This window comes from Phenylobacterium montanum (assembly GCF_018135625.1).
Lineage (GTDB): Bacteria > Pseudomonadota > Alphaproteobacteria > Caulobacterales > Caulobacteraceae > Poindextera > Poindextera montana.
Genome location: NZ_CP073078.1, coordinates 1,600,001 through 1,615,238, shown reverse-complemented (window position 1 = coordinate 1,615,238; position 15,238 = coordinate 1,600,001). Strand labels below are relative to the sequence as shown.

12 protein-coding genes are annotated in these 15,238 nt (G+C 68.4%); 5 read left to right on the top strand and 7 right to left on the bottom strand.

The window, feature by feature from the left end:
- Nucleotides 1-215: 215 nt before the first annotated feature.
- From KCG34_RS07100 to KCG34_RS07085, 4 genes are all read right to left on the bottom strand, one after another.
- Nucleotides 216-2,525, bottom strand: coding sequence for a TonB-dependent receptor (locus tag KCG34_RS07100; RefSeq protein WP_211939686.1), 2,310 nt, complete (start codon nucleotides 2,523-2,525; stop codon nucleotides 216-218).
- Between the two features lie 152 nt (nucleotides 2,526-2,677).
- On the bottom strand, nucleotides 2,678-2,971 hold the full coding sequence (locus KCG34_RS07095; protein WP_211939685.1) for a hypothetical protein: 294 nt from the start codon (nucleotides 2,969-2,971) through the stop codon (nucleotides 2,678-2,680).
- A gap of 99 nt (nucleotides 2,972-3,070) precedes the next feature.
- The gene (locus KCG34_RS07090; RefSeq protein ID WP_211939684.1) at nucleotides 3,071-4,366 is read right to left on the bottom strand and encodes a glycoside hydrolase family 1 protein; all 1,296 of its coding nucleotides are present in this window, start codon (nucleotides 4,364-4,366) and stop codon (nucleotides 3,071-3,073) included.
- A gap of 243 nt (nucleotides 4,367-4,609) precedes the next feature.
- Nucleotides 4,610-5,275 (bottom strand): TetR/AcrR family transcriptional regulator, encoded by a 666-nt coding sequence (locus KCG34_RS07085; RefSeq protein ID WP_211939683.1) that lies wholly within the window; start codon nucleotides 5,273-5,275, stop codon nucleotides 4,610-4,612.
- Nucleotides 5,276-5,371: 96 nt separating this feature from the next.
- On the opposite strand from KCG34_RS07085, the gene KCG34_RS07080 reads away from it, so the two are divergent.
- On the top strand, nucleotides 5,372-6,187 hold the full coding sequence (locus KCG34_RS07080) for an SDR family NAD(P)-dependent oxidoreductase (RefSeq protein WP_211939682.1): 816 nt from the start codon (nucleotides 5,372-5,374) through the stop codon (nucleotides 6,185-6,187).
- A gap of 21 nt (nucleotides 6,188-6,208) precedes the next feature.
- Nucleotides 6,209-9,064 (top strand): amino acid permease, encoded by a 2,856-nt coding sequence (locus tag KCG34_RS07075; protein WP_211939681.1) that lies wholly within the window; start codon nucleotides 6,209-6,211, stop codon nucleotides 9,062-9,064.
- A 4-nt stretch (nucleotides 9,065-9,068) separates the two neighbouring features.
- Here the strand turns inward: KCG34_RS07075 and KCG34_RS07070 are convergent, their stop codons facing one another.
- Nucleotides 9,069-10,883 carry a flavin-containing monooxygenase gene (locus KCG34_RS07070; protein ID WP_211939680.1) on the bottom strand — a complete coding sequence of 605 codons (1,815 nt, stop codon included), beginning with the start codon at nucleotides 10,881-10,883 and terminating at the stop codon, nucleotides 9,069-9,071.
- Nucleotides 10,884-11,111: 228 nt separating this feature from the next.
- Here KCG34_RS07070 and KCG34_RS07065 point away from each other — a divergent pair, with 228 nt between their 5' ends.
- The 3 genes from KCG34_RS07065 (at nucleotide 11,112) to KCG34_RS07055 (ending at nucleotide 13,109) form a co-directional block, all read left to right on the top strand.
- A complete protein-coding gene (locus KCG34_RS07065; RefSeq protein ID WP_211939679.1) occupies nucleotides 11,112-11,405 on the top strand; it encodes a hypothetical protein in 294 nt (97 codons plus the stop codon).
- Nucleotides 11,406-11,452: 47 nt separating this feature from the next.
- Nucleotides 11,453-12,130 (top strand): GNAT family N-acetyltransferase, encoded by a 678-nt coding sequence (locus tag KCG34_RS07060; protein WP_211939678.1) that lies wholly within the window; start codon nucleotides 11,453-11,455, stop codon nucleotides 12,128-12,130.
- Nucleotides 12,131-12,218: 88 nt separating this feature from the next.
- Nucleotides 12,219-13,109: an MBL fold metallo-hydrolase gene (locus KCG34_RS07055; protein WP_211939677.1), complete on the top strand. Its 891-nt coding sequence runs from the start codon at nucleotides 12,219-12,221 to the stop codon at nucleotides 13,107-13,109.
- Here KCG34_RS07055 and KCG34_RS07050 read toward each other — a convergent pair.
- Nucleotides 13,106-13,867: an ABC transporter permease gene (locus tag KCG34_RS07050; RefSeq protein WP_211939676.1), complete on the bottom strand. Its 762-nt coding sequence runs from the start codon at nucleotides 13,865-13,867 to the stop codon at nucleotides 13,106-13,108. The two genes, KCG34_RS07055 and KCG34_RS07050, sit on opposite strands and share 4 nt — an antisense overlap.
- Nucleotides 13,864-14,790 carry an ABC transporter ATP-binding protein gene (locus KCG34_RS07045; protein WP_249138248.1) on the bottom strand — a complete coding sequence of 309 codons (927 nt, stop codon included), beginning with the start codon at nucleotides 14,788-14,790 and terminating at the stop codon, nucleotides 13,864-13,866. The genes KCG34_RS07050 and KCG34_RS07045 overlap by 4 nt, the downstream gene beginning before the upstream one ends.
- Nucleotides 14,791-15,238 lie beyond the last annotated feature (448 nt).

The following is a 15,238-nucleotide window of genomic DNA, read 5'->3' as shown; positions in this document are numbered from 1 at the left end:
TCGGCCTAGGGTCGCCACATGCCTCGGACGAGCGGCGGCGCGAAATTCGAATTGCGCCCCCGGGGCTGGCGCTGGCTTTGACCCTGCTCGCCGCTGCGCCGTTTGCCGCCCAGGCGGCCGATCATCAAATCCTGCTGAAGAACCAGGGCTCCCGACGTCTCGACCCTGGCCGGTCCCGCGGTGGCGGACGAGATCGTCGCAGGCAGGCCGCTCTCTCAGAAGCTGATCCTCAAGCCGGCGAAGCCCGCGATCGGCTGGCCGGGGCTGAGGCTGCGCGGGTTGCTGGCCGTGGGCGCCTGGAGGATCGGCACGCTCGAAGTCGGTGAAAACGCGCCGAAGCTGGCGTAGCGGGCGTCGGCCAGGTTCTGCAGCCAGCCGCGCAGCGCGATGCGGCGGGTGATGGGGTAGCGCCCTTCCAGATTGAGCAGCCAGTAGGGCTTGGTCGGCGGGGCCTGGTTGGCCGGGTCGCCCGACAGATATTGCCGGCCGGCGTAGCGCCCGTTGACCCCGAGGCTCCAGCCGGAAGCGCTGCGGTATTCCCCGCCGAACTTCAAGCTGTGGTCCGGAATGCTGGTGATGTGATCGCCAGGGCGAACGTGAATCAGGCCCTGGGCGTCGGCCGCCGGGTTCTGGCCGCCGTCCAGCGTCAGGGCCGTGCGGTAGGTCGCATCGACATAGGCGTAGCTGGCGAACAGACTCCAGGGGCCTGTCGCGACGCTCAACCCGGCCTCGACGCCCTGGCGGCGGGTGCGGCCGATATTGGTGAAGTAGTCCCGGCCCAGGACCGGGCTGGCGACGAACTGGATGTCGTCGGCGAGATCGGTGCGATAGACGCCGGCGCTCCAGTCCAGCTTGACGTCGCCGTACGCGCGATGGCCGCGCAGCCCGGCCTCGACGGTGCGGGCCACGACCTGCTTCAGCGCCGGGTCGGCCACGAAGAAGTTGGTCAGGGTGCAGGGCGCCTGGGGGCTGGCGCAGGACAGCTCGGCGGGGGTCGGCGCGCGGCTGGCCTCGGCGTAGCCGGCATAGGCGGTCATGCCCCGGCCCAGGCGCAAGGTGGCGCCTGCCGCCGGATTGAAGCGCTGGAACAGGTGCGCGCCATTGAGGCTGGTCCCCAACTGGTCGTGCAGGGCCGTCCGGGCCGCGCCGTAGCGGCCGGAGAGGGTCAGGGAGAGCCGGCGGGTCGCCTCCAGGGTGTCGCTGACATAGACGCCGTAGCTGTCGCTGGCGCTGGTCACCCCGACGGGGGCGACGGAGCCGTCGGCCAGGTCGAGCAGCACGCCGGGGCCGGCAAAGCCCCGCGCCAGGGTCAGCGCGCCCAGCCGCGTCGAGGCGGAGAAGCTTGTGCTGGCGCCATCATAGCCGGCGCCGACCAGCAGGTGATTGAGCCGGCCGAAGACCGGAGCGGCGCGTTCGGCCTGCAGCGCGGCGCCATAGCCGTCGGTCACGGTCACGGTCGTGTTCAGGACCGAATAGGGCCCGCCCGCCGCATAGGCCGGGAACTGGGCTGCATAGGGGCTGGCGGTGACGAAGTTCGACACCGGCGCGCCGCCCGGGCCGGTCAGGGCTGCGCCGCTCGAGTCGCATAGCACCGTCGCATCGCCGGGGCAGGGCGCCGCGTCGGCGGCGTCGCCGTTCAGGGTAATCTGATGGAAGTGGTCGTAATAGGCCGTTCCCTGCAGCGACCAGCCCCCGCCCAGCGCCGTCGAGCCGGTGGCGGCGACGCGCTCGAAGCGATTGCGGGTGGTGTCGGGATAGGTGAAGACCGCCGTCCGGTCGACCGCCAGCAACTCCACCGGAGACACCCCATTGCCGGTCAGGTCGGTGTGGGCGGCCATCAGGTTCAGGTGCAGCTCCGAGCCGCCGCGCTTCCAGCCGAGGTCGGCATAGACCTGCCCGGCGCGGGACGGCGAATGTTGGCGCCAGCCAGCGTCGTTCAGGCCCTGGCCAGCCACATAGAGCGCGGTCGAGCCCACGGTCCGGCCAAACTCGAACCCGCCCTGGACCTTGCCGTGCGAGCCGCCGCCCAGTTCGGCGGCGGCGCCGGAATAGCCGAAGCCGTCCTTCAGCCGGATCGACAGGCTGCCGCCGAGGGCGTTGAGCCCGAAGGCCGGGTTCGAGCCCATCAGCTCCATGCGATCGACCGCCAGGTCCGGGATGAGGTCCCAGTTGACCGTGTCGCCGAAAGGCTGGTTGAAACGCACGCCGCCGAGATAGACCGCCAGGCCCTGGCCATCGCCGGCCAGGGGTGAGGCCTCGAAGCCGCGATAGAGCAGGTTGGGCTGCAGGTCGTCGCCCTGCGCCTCGTCCAGCACCACCCCTGCGAGCCGGTCGTTCAGCCCGCCGAGCACGCTGGCCGGACCCGATCCGCTCAGCGCCTCGCCGTTGACCACGCTGGCGGCGGAAGGAACCAGGTCCAGGCTGACGCCGGCGCCGCGCTGGGCGGTGGGCGCCACCACCACCACCTCGGTCAGGGCCGCATCGCTACTCGACGCGCCCTCGCCTGCGGCGGCTTCGGCCGGCAAGGCCAGCAGGGCCAGGAGAGAGCACGCGCATCGGCTGTACGCCGGCTTGAATCTGGACTTCCTGGGGACAGTCATCTGGCGCGCGCGAAAATGGCCCTTGATCCCCCTCTTTGGCTCAGCCTGGACCAGTTTCCCGCGCGGGGACATCGACCTTAAGCGCTAGCCGCGGCCGAGCGCGTCGCGGCCCAGAGCGGGCCCTCTGGCGTCAGCAGTCGCCAGAGGGCGAAAACCGACAGCGCGCCGGCCATGGCGATCGCGGCGTCCAGGCTCCAGAAGGCGGCGGGAGTCATCTTCTCGTAGAGGCTCCCGACCCAGCCCATGGTGGTCTTGGCGACGAACAGGCTGAGGAAGATCACCCCGAGCATGGCCTCGGAGACCTGGGGCGGCGAACGGCGCGAGACCAGGGCCATCAATGTTGGCCAATAGTAGAGGAAGGCGATCCCCATGCCGGCGAAGGCGGCGAGCTGCCAGATCGGGCTGACGGCGCCCGGCCCTGCGCCCTTGCGCCAACGGCCGGCAGGACGAATTCGCCATCGCTCGCCACTCTACGCGACCTTGCCCGTTCGGGCGATACGGCCCAGATAGGCGGCGCTGGGCTTGGGGCGGCGCTCGAAGGTGGTGCGGTCCACCGCCACCAAGCCGAACTTGGGCCCGTAGCCGTTGGTCCATTCCCAGTTGTCCAGCAGCGACCAGTGCAGATAGCTGCGCACGTCCAGGCCGTCGGCGATGCAGCGCTGCACCCCGCTCACCGCCGTCCGGATGAAGGCGACGCGACGGGTGTCATCCTCGGTGGCGACGCCGTTTTCGGTGACATAGATCGGCCGCCTGGTCAGGCCGGCCACGGTGCGGATCACCGCCTCCAGCGCCTCGGGGGCGAAGGGATAGCCCATCTGGGTCAACTCGACCCCCGGCGCTGGCGGCAGGTCCACATCGGGGCCGATGCGCGAACTGGTGTAGTTCTGCACCCCGACCATGTCGCCCGGCGCCGCTAGCCAGGGTGTGAGGACCTGGGCGCGCTTGGTCATCAGCCCGCTGCCCGGGCCGCCGTCCTGGTCGTCGTTCAAGGCCAGGGTCACGCCGACCGGATAGCGGTCGCCCGAGGCCGCCTTGATCGCGTCGTAGGCCCGGGCGTGGGCCTCGATCATGATCGGCTGCTGGATCCGAAAGTCGCCGAGCAGCGGGCTGGACCACTTCGGAAACCCTGTCGCGGCGCCCAGAGACTGGCGCATGTGCTGCAGCATGGGCGCGGCCTTCTGCAGTCCGGGGATCCAGCTGAGCAGGGCGCCGATATTGGGTTCGTTGAAGGTGGCGGCCACGGCGATCAGGTCGCCCATGTGCCGGGTGACCAGCTCGCAAAAGCGCACAAAGGGCTCGATGCCGTCGCGGGTCTCGAAACCGCCGGCCGCGGCGAACCAGCGGGGCACGGTATTGTGGTTGTAGGTCACCACCGGGGCCATGCCCAACTTGCGGCAGGTCTCCAGCACCCGGCGATAGTAGGCCAGGCCGGCATAGGAGATCTGGCCCTGCTCAGGCTCGATGCGCGACCACTCGATCGAGAGACGATGGGCGTTGAAGCCGAAGCCGGCGGCCATGGCCAGGTCGGACTCGATGCGGTTGTAGACGTCGTCGGCGTCGCCTGAGGGATCCTTGAACAGGCTGGGCTTGAGGTGCTCCAGCACCCAGACATCGCTGGCGAAATTGCCGCCCTCGATCTGGTAGGCGGCGCCTGCCGTGCCCCAGAGGAAGTCGGGGCGAGGCGCGGCGGCGGCCTTTGCGGCGAAGGCGGCCCCGGCCGCAACGCCGGCGATCAGTCTCCGGCGGTCGATCGATGAGGTCTGCATGGGCTCAGATCAAAGGAGGTGATAGCCGCGGTCAAGGCTTACTATGCAAGCGGCGCCGGCGCTCGCGAACTAGCCGCTGCGATGGCCCGGTCGCCTCAGCTGGCGGAAGCTGGGCAGCGCGGTGCGCGTGCTGAAGAGCGCATACGAATTCTGCGCGCCGGCCCTTGAACTTCACTGCGGCGCAGCACAAATAGCGTCACGGAACGTCCCTGACGTTCCTGCCCATTCCTGGGCGTTTCCTCCCTATGAACTGGCCGCGCTTTCGGGCGCGGCTTTTTTTTCGCCCCCAGCTTCGCGTTCGGCCAGGGCCAGGAAATAGCCGCTGACCATGCCGGAAAAAACTTCGGGCGTCGCCGCGCCCAGCGGGGCGGGGATGGCCAGGGCCAGGCGGGCCGCGGTCGCCGCCAGATGCATGCAGATGGTGCAGGCGGCCATCAGCCGGGTCTCGTCGACGCGGGCGTAGAGCGGGCGGGCGACGTCGAACAGCATCCGAGCGTTGGCCAGGCTGTCGGCCACGTCCAGCGCCTGCAGGTCCGGGTCGGTCTGCACCGCGGCCCACAGGCTGCGCACCACCGGATCGTCGCGGTGCAGGTCGAAATAGGCCTGGGCCACGGCGCCGATCCGGGCGATCAGGTCATCCAGCCGCTTGGCCCCGGCGGTCGCGGCGGCCAGCATCTCGCGCACCAGGGCGGCGTGGCGCTCGAACAGCGCGGCCATCACCCCGGCCTTGTCTGGAAAGTATTGATAGAGCGAGCCCATGGCCACGCCGGCCCGCTGGGCGATTTCGGTCATGGTCGCCCCGTCGGCCCCGCGCTCGGCGATCAGTTCAGAGGCGGCGTTCAGGATGCGCTCCACCGTCTCGCGCGAGCGGGCCTGCACCGCGCGGCGGCGGGGGGGCTGGGTGGTCATGGCGATCCTTCGAGGTTTCCGCTTGCGGGCTCAAATATGATGGACTATCACATTTAGCAAATGTGATTGATTGTCATGTTTGGCTGGGAGGCGGCATTGAGCAAGACGGCGCTGATCACGGGCGGGGGCGGGGCCATCGCCATGGCCCTAGCGCAGAAGCTGGAGGCCCGCGGCTTCGACTTGATCCTGGCCGACCGCGACGCGGCCCGCATGGCCGAGGCGGCGGGGCGGCTCGGCCGAGTGGTGCAGCAGGCCGTGGCCGACCTCGCAGACCCCGCCGGCGTGGCTGAGCTCTGCCGGCTGATCCAGGCGCGCACGCCGGCCATAGACCTCCTGGTCAACAACGCCGGCCTGATCCTGCCCGGCCCTGTGACCGAGATCGGCGACGAGGACATGATCCGCCATGTCCAGGTGAACCTGATCGCGCCCATGTGCCTGACCCGGGCCGCGGCGAGGGTGATGGGGTCGCGAGGCTCGGGTGCGATCCTCTCGATCGTCTCCGCCGCCGGCCTCATCGCCCTGCCGGGCAGCGCCGCCTACAGCGCCTCCAAGTTCGGCCTGCGCGGCTTTCTGGCCTCGGTTCGGCTGGAGATGGCGCCCTTGGGCGTGCAGGTGAACGCGGTGCTGCCGGGCGCGGTCGATACGCCGATGCTGCGCTATGAGGCCACCCACGGCGGCTCGCCGCTGAACTTCCTCAACAAGACCGTGCTGACCACGGATCAGGTGGCCGAGGCGGCCCTTCGCGCCCTTGATGGCGACAAGGCCGAGGTCTACGTGCCCTATGGCGACGGGGTGATCGGTCGGTTGGCGGGGGCGTTGCCCTGGCTGCAGCCGCGCATCCTGCCCCTGCTCGAGGCCGAGGGCCGCAAGGGCCAGGCCCGCTTCCTGGCCGAACGCGGCCTCTCCCTCTAACCTGAAGCTGCAAGGACGACCATGGACGAGACTCTCCGCGACGCCGCCCGCAGCTTCGAACAGGACAAGAAGCGCCGCCGCGTCCTTTCCACGCCCCGCATCGTGTTCCTGGTGGTGGCCGCCGCCGCGCCCCTGGCGGCCATGGTCGGCAACCTGCCTCTGGCCCTGTCGCGCGGAAACGGCGCGGGAATGCCGGGCGCCTTCCTGTTGGCGGCCCTGACCCTGGCCTGTTTCGCCGTCGGCTACGCCCAGATGAGCCGGCGGGTGGTCAATACCGGCGCCTTCTACACCTATGTGGCCATGGGGCTTGGCAAGCCGGCCGGGGTGGGCGCGGCCTTCATCGCCGTGGTGGCCTATGTCTCCATGACCATCGGCATGGCCGGAGCATTCGGCTATTTCGTCTCCCTGATCAGCCAGTCCTTGGGAACGCCGGTCTCGTGGATACCCTTCGCCGCCCTTGGCGCCTTGATCACCGGCGTCCTGGGCTACCGCTCGATCGACCTGTCGTCCAAGGTGCTGGGCGCCTTGATGATCGCCGAGATCGGGGTGCTGGCCGTGTTCGACCTCGCCGTCGTGGCCCATCAGGGGCTGGCGGCCCTGCCGGCGGCCTCGTTCGCGCCCCAGACCGTGTTCGCCCCCGGCTTCGCCGTCGCCCTGATGTTCGCCTATACCTCGTTCATCGGCTTCGAATCCGCCGCCCTCTATGGCGAGGAGGCGCGCGAGCCGGCCCGCAGCATTCCCGCAGCCACCTACGCTTCGGTGGCCCTGATCGGGGTGTTCTACCTCCTGACCGGCTGGATCACGGTCGGCGCCATCGGCGTAGGCCACGCCAAGGCCTTCGCCGCCGGGCAGGGCGGCCAGATGCTGTTCGCCCTGATCGGTCAGTATTGCGGCAAGGCCGCCGCCGATGTGGCCGGTGCGCTGCTCTGCACGTCGCTGCTGGCCTCGTACCTGGCGATCCACAACGCAGCCACCCGCTACCTGTTCGCCCTGGCGCGGGAGAAGCTGCTGCCGCCGGTGCTTGGGCGGTTCAATCCGGTGCGCTACGCCCCGTCCAACGCCAGTCTGGCGGTCAGCGGCCTGACGGTGGCCTGCCTCGCCGCCTTCGCCCTCTCCGGCGCCGATCCCTATCGCCTGGTGTTTCCGGCCCTGATCGGCATGGCGACCCTGGGCGTGATCTGCCTGCAGGCCTTCGCAGCCCTGGCCATCATCGCCTATTTCCGCCGCACCAAGGGCGCGAACCCGTGGACCACCCTGGTCCTGCCAGGCGTCGGAGCCGGCGGGCTGATCCTCGCTGTAGCCCTGGTCGCGACCAATTTCCGCCTGCTGACCCAGCTCGACATCGCCTGGGTCGACGCCCTGCCGGCCCTCTATGGCGTGGTCTTCGCCCTCGGCATCGGGTTCTGCCTGTGGCTCAAGGCGCGCCGGCCCAAGGTCTACGCCGGCCTCGCGGTCAGCGACCTGCGCGCCCAGGGCGAGCGCACCGCCCCCCGGCCCCGATCCTATGACGGCCGCGTCTGCATCGTCGGCGCCGGCCCGGCGGGCCTGGTGGCCGCCCGCGCCTTCAAGCTGGAAGGCGTTCCCTACGACCAGTTCGAGCGTCATACCGATGTCGGCGGTATCTGGGACATCGATAACCCCGGCTCGTCCATGTACGAGTCAGCCCACTTCATCTCGTCCAGATACACTTCCGGCTTCTTCGGCCTGCCCATGCCGGACAGCTATCCGGACTATCCCGACCACCGGCAGATCCTGGACTATGTGAAGAGCTTCGCCGACGCCTTCGACCTCAGGCGCGGCGTCAACTTCGGCAGCGGCGTGGCCCGGGCGACGCCCATCGGCGACGGCGCCGAGGGCGGCTGGGACGTGACCTTGCAGAGCGGCCAGGCCCGCCGCTACCAGACCCTGGTGTGCGCCAATGGCGTCACCTGGCACCCGAACCTACCCGCCTATCCGGGCCTGGACCGTTTCGCTGGCGACGTGCGCCACACGGTCGAGCACCGTTCGTCGGAGGCGCTGAAAGGCCGGCGCGTGCTGGTGGTGGGGGCCGGAAATTCCGGCGTCGACATCGCCTGCGACGCCGCCCGCAGCGCCAACGCCGCCTTCCTGTCGGTGCGCCGGGGCTATCGCTTCGTCCCCAAGCACATCTTCGGTATCCCGACCGACGTCTTCCTGTCCGGCCAGGTGCATCCGCCCAAGGGCGTGATGCTGCCCGATGATCCATCGAAGATGCTCGACGTCCTCACCGGCGATTTGACCCGCTACGGCCTGCCGGCGCCCGACCACAAGGCGCTCGAATCTCATCCGATCATGAACAGCCAGATCCTGCACCACCTGGCCCATGGCGACATCCTGGCCAAGCCCGACATCGCCGAGTTCACCCGCACCGGTGCGGTGTTCAAGGACGGCACGGAGGAGGCGTTCGACCTCGTCCTCTTCGCCACCGGCTACGAGTACCGCATCCCCTATCTGGACGAGCGCCTGTTCACCTGGAACGCCGGCCATCCCGAACTCTATCTGAACCTGTTCCACCGCAAGCTGGCCGGGCTCTCGGTGCTGGGCTTCGTCGAGTTCGCCTCGGCCGCCTATCAGCGCTTCGACGAGATGGCGCAGATGCTGGTGATGGACGCCAATATCCGCCAGACCGGTCAGGGGCTGGAGGCCTGGACCCGCATGAAGGCCGAGCACCGGCCGAACCTGCGCGGCGCCATGAGCTACGTCGACTCCCCGCGGCACGCCAACTATGTCGAGGTGGCGACCTACCGCCGGGTCCTGGGCGAGATCCGCGCCCAGTTCGGCTGGTTCGATCCCGGCCCGCACACCTATGACGGCCTCAGGGTTCGCAGCTCGGCCAAGGCTAAGGTCGAGGCCGCCTGACGCCCTACCGGAACGCCAGCCCTGCAAAGTCGCCCTTGCTGCGCCAGGCGTCCAGGTAGCGGAAATAGGCGGCTGCGCCCGCAGGATAACCCACGTTCAGCGCCGCCGCCGGCCCGGGGTCCTGGCCCTCATTGTTGTAGTAGCCAGGGGTGCAGTCCGGGGAGCCCAGCATGCGGCCGGGGCCGGTCAGCAGCTGCTCGATCCAGGCGTCCTGCGCCTCCCGGGTCACCTCGACCTCGCGGGCGCCTTGGTCCAACGCGTGGCGCACGATCATGCCGATGGTCCGGCCGGCCTCGGTCAGGTTGTGCGGCACGTTCGAGATCAGGTTCGCGCCCTGGGTCGGCTGCACGAAGAAGGCGTTGGGAAAGCCGTGACTGTGCACCCCGTGCAGGGTGCGCATGCCCTCGGCCCAGGCCTCTGACAGCTTGAGCCCATCGCGCCCGGTCATGTCGAACCCGGCCCGGCGCTTGTACTCGGTGCCGACCTCGAAGCCCGAGGCGTAGATGATGCAGTCGACCGCATATTCGACCCCATCGACCACCAGGCCGGTCTCGGTGATCTCCTGAACCCCCTGGCCGTCGGTGTCGACCAGGGTGACGTTCGGATTGTTGAACGCCTGCAGGTAGGAATCGTGGAAGCAGGGCCGCTTGCAGAGCTGGCGGTACCAAGCCTTCAGCCTGTCCGCCGTGGCCTTGTCGGCGACGATGGCTTCGGCTCGGCGGCGGATCTCCTCCATCTTCTCGAAGTCGGAGTCCTCATAGGCCGCCAGCATGTTGCGCGGGGTGCGCTCCTCCGGCGGCAACTGCATGATTTTCTCGCGGATACGGCGCGACAAGTCGGTCCAGCCGTCCTGCACCAGGTCCTCCTCGGCCCCGCCGCCGGCCTGGTTCTGGGTGAAGTTCTCCAGCCAACGCTGTTGCCAGCCGGGCGTGGCGATCCCGGCGAACCAGTCTGCATCGATCGGCGCGTTGGCCCGCACGTCGACCGAGGAGGGGGTGCGCTGGAACACATAGAGCCGCCCCGCCGCCCGGGCCAGGTGCGGCACGGCCTGGACCGAGGTCGCGCCGGTGCCGATGATCGCCACCCGCTTGTCGGCGAGCTTCTCCATCAGCCCGCCGTTGGGATCGCCGCCGGTATAGTCATAGTCCCAGCGGCTGGTGTGGAACGAGTGGCCCTTGAACCGCTCGATCCCCGGAATGCCCGGCAGCTTGGGCACATGCAGCGGTCCGGTGCCGAGGCCGATGAAGCTGGCCGTGAACGCATCGCCCCGATCGGTGCGCACGATCCAGCGGCTGTGGGCGTCGTCCCACTCCAGGTCGGTGACCACGGTATGGAACAGGGCCTGCTCGTAGAGCCCGTACTGCTCGCCGATCCGCCGGCACTGGGCCAGAATCTCGGGCGCGTGGGCGTATTTCTCGCTCGGCCGATGCCCGGTCTCTTCCAGGAGGGGCATGTAGACCATCGAGGCAGTGTCGCACTGGGCGCCAGGATAGCGGTTCCAGTACCAGGTGCCGCCGAAGTCGCCACCCTTCTCGACCAGGCGCACGTCGGCCACGCCCGCCTCCTTCAGCCGCGCCCCGGTGACCAGGCCGGCAAAGCCGCCGCCGATGAAGGCGAATGTGACGTGATCGCTCAGGGGGTCGCGCGGCGTGACGGGGGTATAGGGGTCGTCCAGATAGTGGGCCAGGCGGCCCGTGATCTGCAGGTACTGCTGGTTGCCGTCGGCCCTCAGCCGCTTGGCCCGCTCCTCGGCGTACTTGGCGATCAGCGCCGCCTTGTCCAGCTTCGGCCGCTCGGCCGTTTCGGCTTGATCCGTCATGGCGGCTGCGGTCTCCCTCTATTTGGTCGGGATATTCTGACACTCTACGCGCCAATTCTGCAATCTCGTTTTCGAATATCGGGTACGGTGTGTCGCTTCAGTGACCCGAGACGCAGACTGCGGGACATGAACAACCGACAACGGCCCCCTCAGTCGGCGTTCAGCCGCAAACGCTGAAGCTTGCTCCCATGCCGCGCCTTCGCCCGGCCAGAAAGGATCGCCAAGGTCATGTCCGCTCCGCTCAAGGTCGTCACGCCCGAGGCCTGGGCCGACGCCGCCCCGGTCGCTGCGCCCGCCAATCTCGGCGAGCGCATCCGCCTGCTACAGGCCGAAGCCCGCGGCCTGGCCCGAGAACAGATCGAGGCCCTGAAAGCCCGACTCGCCGAGACCAGCCGCATGGCCGAGGACATCGCCGCCGGCGGCGAGGCCTATCCGGTCGGCGTGCGCGAACTGGCCGCCCGCCTCGGCCAGGACAGCGCCGCCAAGGCCCTGGCGCTGGAGGCGTTGATGAACCGCTGCTGAGCAAAATCCGGTATGCGGCCGCCTGCGAACCTTGGCAGGGTGGGGCGATGAGCCATCCCCTCGATCGGCCCGTCTGGGCCTCGCTGACCACCCGCCAGAAACCCCTTTCCCAGGGCGACGATCGCGCCCGGCGGTTCTCCGCCGAATACGGTTCCTTCGCCGCCGCGGCGGACGTTTCGCCCGAATGCCTCGCGGCCCTGGCCGACCTGCCGCGCGACGCCGCCGGCCTGTTCCTGGTCGAGGCCGAAGAGCGGCCTGTTCCACCCGGGATGGCGGTCGGCTTCCAGGCTCAGTGCTGCCAGTTCCTCGCCGATGATGTGGCTGCGCATGAGCCGGACTTCGAGGTTCTGACCCTCGGCGACGCCGACGCGCCCGAGATGCTGGAACTGGCCCTGATGACCAGACCCGGCCCGTTTTCCACCGCGACCCACCGGCTCGGGCGCTTCATCGGCGTGCGCGAAGGCGGCCGGCTCGTGGCCATGGCGGGCGAGCGCATGCAGCCCGACGGCTTTTGCGAGGTCAGCGGGGTCTGCACCCACCCCGATCATCGCGGGCGCGGCTACGCCAAGATTCTCTCCAGCATCGTCGGACGCCGCATCCTGGCCCGCGGCGAGATTCCCTTCCTGCACGCCTACGAGACCAACGCCGGCGCCATCCGCCTCTACGAGGACCTCGGCTTTCGCCTGCGTGCGACTCTGACGGTCACCATCCTGCAGCCGGCCTGACCGACGCGGAATTCTCATCCGCCCACTTCCCCGCGCCAGCGGATCGCCTAACTTGGCTGCAGGAACGCCACAGCAAGGAACGCTGCGCATGAGCCTGGCCCGTATCGCCGCCGCCATCACCGCCGCTCTTTGCCTGGCCGCGCCGGCCGCTCGCGCCGCGCCCCTGTTCGATCCCTGGATCAACGGCGTCTCGGCCAGCGAGCCGCAGATGCAGGTCCAGCGCTATGATGACGACACCTACGTCGTCCGCCAGTCGATCCGCACCAATTTCGAGGGGCCGTTCCTCTACCTGCTGTTCGGCAAGGATCATGTCTTGCTCCTGGACACCGGCGCAGGCGGCCTGGAGGTGCGCCCGACCATCGACCGGCTGATCGAGGACTGGCGCGTGGTGCACGGCCTGCATGCCGCCCCGCCCCTGATCGTCGCCCACAGCCACGGCCACGGCGATCACCACCAGGGCGACGCCGAGTTCGCCGATCGCAAGGACACCACAGTCGTCGGCCTGAAGGCGGAGGAGGTCGCCAGCTTCTTCGGCGTCAAGGCTTGGCCGACTGACGTCGCCCGCTACGACCTGGGCGGGCGGGTGATCGACATCATCCCGACCCCAGGCCACCAGCCGGCGCACATCATGGTGTTCGACGAGAACACCCGCCTGCTCCTGTCCGGTGACGCTCTCTATCCCGGCCGGCTCTATTTCCCGTTCGATCAGCTGGCCGCCTATCGCGACAGCATCGACCGCGTCGTCGCCTTCACCAAGGACCGCAAGGTCAGCCACATCCTGGGCGCCCACATCGAGATGACCACCACGCCTGGCAAGGACTTCGCCATGGAGGCGCCCACCCATCCGAACGAACGCGCGCTCGAACTGCCCTACAGCGACCTCCTGGCGCTGCAGGCCGCCGTCCACGCCATGGGCGACAAGGCCAGGGTCGAAAAGCATGACGATTTCATCGTCTATCCGATCCCGCCGAAGCCCTAGGTCCTGAGGTGATAACCGGTCTGGAATATCCGCCAGATCAGGAGCAGGCAGACGGCCATGAAGCCCAGGGTCATGGAGAGGCTCAAGACCACCCCCACGTCCGACAGGCCATAGAAGCTCCAGCGAAAGCCGCTGATCAGATAGACGACCGGGTTGAACAGGGTGATCTGCCGCCAGAGCGGCGGCAACATGGAGATGGAATAGAAGCTGCCCCCTAAGAAGGTCAGCGGCGTCACCACCAGGATCGGCACGATCTGCAGCTTCTCCCAGCCCTCGGCCCAGACCCCTATGATGAAGCCGAACAGGCTGAAGGTGAGGGCGGTCAGCACCAGAAAGCCCAACATCCAGAACGGATGGGCGATCTGGAACGGCACGAACAGCCGCGCGGTGGCCAGGATCAGGACGCCCAGCAGCACCGACTTGGTGGCCGCCGCGCCCACATAGCCCAGCACCGCCTCGACCCACGACACCGGCGCCGAGAGCAGCTCATAGATGGTCCCCGCCCATTTCGGCATGTGAATGCCGAACGAGGCGTTGGAGATGCTCTCGGTCAGCACCGACAGCATCATCAGCCCCGGCACGATGAAGGCGCCGTAAGAGACCCCGCCGATCGCGTGCATGCGCGAGCCGATCGCCGAGCCGAACACCACGAAATAGAGCGAGGTCGAGATCACCGGCGCCAGGATCGACTGGGTCAGGGTGCGGAACCAGCGCGAGAGCTCGAACCAGTAGATGGCCCGCACGGCATAGAGGTTCATGACGGTTCCCTCACCAGGCTGACGAAGATGTCTTCCAGCGAACTTTCCCGCGTCTGCAGGTCCTTGAAGTCCACGCCGCTGGCGGCCAGTTGGCGCATCAACCCGGCTATGCCGGTGTTCTCGTGCTGGGCGTCGAAGCTGTAGACCAGCTCGGAGCGATCGTCCGACAGCTCCAGCCGATAGGGGGCCAGGGCCTCGGGCACCGAGTCGATCGGCGCCTGCAGGCGCACGCTCAGCTGCTTCTTGCCGAGCTTCTCCATCAGGGCCGCCTTATCCTCCACCAGGATGATCTCGCCCTTGTTGATCACCCCGATGCGGTCGGCCATCAGCTCGGCCTCCTCGATATAGTGGGTGGTCAGGACGATGGTGACGCCGTTCTCGCGCAGGCGCCGCACCATCTCCCACATGCTGCGTCTCAGCTCGACATCGACCCCGGCGGTGGGCTCGTCCAGGAACAGGATGCGCGGCTCGTGGCTCAAGGCCTTTGCGATCATCACCCGACGCTTCATGCCGCCGGACAGGGCCATGATCTTCTCGTTGCGCTTGTCCCACAGCGACAGGTCCTTCAGCACCTGTTCGAGGTAGGCCTTGTCCGGCGCCTTGCCGAACAGGCCGCGGCTGAAGTTGACAGTGGCCCAGACGGTCTCGAAGGCGTCGGTGTTCAGCTCCTGCGGCACCAGGCCGATCTTGGCCCGGGCGGCGCGGAACTCCTTTTTGATGTCGTGACCGTCGGCGATCACCTGGCCGCGGCTGGCGTTGACCAGGCCGCAGATGATCCCGATCAGGGTGGTCTTGCCCGCGCCGTTGGGGCCCAGAAGGGCGAAGATCTCGCCAGCCCGAATCTCCAGGTCCACATTTTTCAGGGCGGTGAAGCCGGTGGCGTAGGTCTTGTTCAGGCCGCTGACGGTGATGATCGGCGCCACGCGCGCTCCTTGGAAGGCTCGGGTGAGGTAGAGCGAAGCGTGAAGGGGCCGCGCGCCTAGCATTTAGGGGCGAGTCCCGCCGCCTTCCAGGCTTTGCGCCGCCGTTGGTGGTCGCCCCTCCACCGATTCCTCCACAGCAACCGACGCAAAAGGGTCACGTGCGGCGTTTTGGGGCTTGCGCCTGAAAGGGCAGGGGCCTAGAGAGCGCGTCCCGCTGGCGGGGCCGACCTGATCCGGGCGGCGAGGCGCTTCAAAAGGCCTTGCTTTTTCCGGAACATGCGACTAGGCTCCCCAGCCTCAACTGACTCGTTGACCGACCGTGGGCCGGCCTAGGCTTGGCTCTTGGGAGGTTTTTGCGCTTTGAAAGCTGGGGGTTTCGGCCCCTGAAGATTTTGAAGACAGTTGGTTGACACGATCCGGGGTGGCGAGTAGTTACGCCGCCTCGCCG

Excerpts from the sequence above, each read along its gene's own strand:
- KCG34_RS07065 (WP_211939679.1), top strand. The coding sequence starts at position 11,112 with ATGTCCGCTCCGCTCAAGGTCGTCACGCCCGAGGCCTGGGCCGACGCC.
- KCG34_RS07070 (WP_211939680.1), bottom strand. The coding sequence starts at position 10,883 with ATGACGGATCAAGCCGAAACGGCCGAGCGGCCGAAGCTGGACAAGGCG.
- KCG34_RS07055 (WP_211939677.1), top strand. The coding sequence starts at position 12,219 with ATGAGCCTGGCCCGTATCGCCGCCGCCATCACCGCCGCTCTTTGCCTG.
- KCG34_RS07075 (WP_211939681.1), top strand. The coding sequence starts at position 6,209 with ATGGACGAGACTCTCCGCGACGCCGCCCGCAGCTTCGAACAGGACAAG.
- KCG34_RS07050 (WP_211939676.1), bottom strand. The coding sequence starts at position 13,867 with ATGAACCTCTATGCCGTGCGGGCCATCTACTGGTTCGAGCTCTCGCGC.
- KCG34_RS07060 (WP_211939678.1), top strand. The coding sequence starts at position 11,453 with ATGAGCCATCCCCTCGATCGGCCCGTCTGGGCCTCGCTGACCACCCGC.
- KCG34_RS07095 (WP_211939685.1), bottom strand. The coding sequence starts at position 2,971 with ATGGGGATCGCCTTCCTCTACTATTGGCCAACATTGATGGCCCTGGTC.
- KCG34_RS07090 (WP_211939684.1), bottom strand. The coding sequence starts at position 4,366 with ATGCAGACCTCATCGATCGACCGCCGGAGACTGATCGCCGGCGTTGCG.
- KCG34_RS07085 (WP_211939683.1), bottom strand. The coding sequence starts at position 5,275 with ATGACCACCCAGCCCCCCCGCCGCCGCGCGGTGCAGGCCCGCTCGCGC.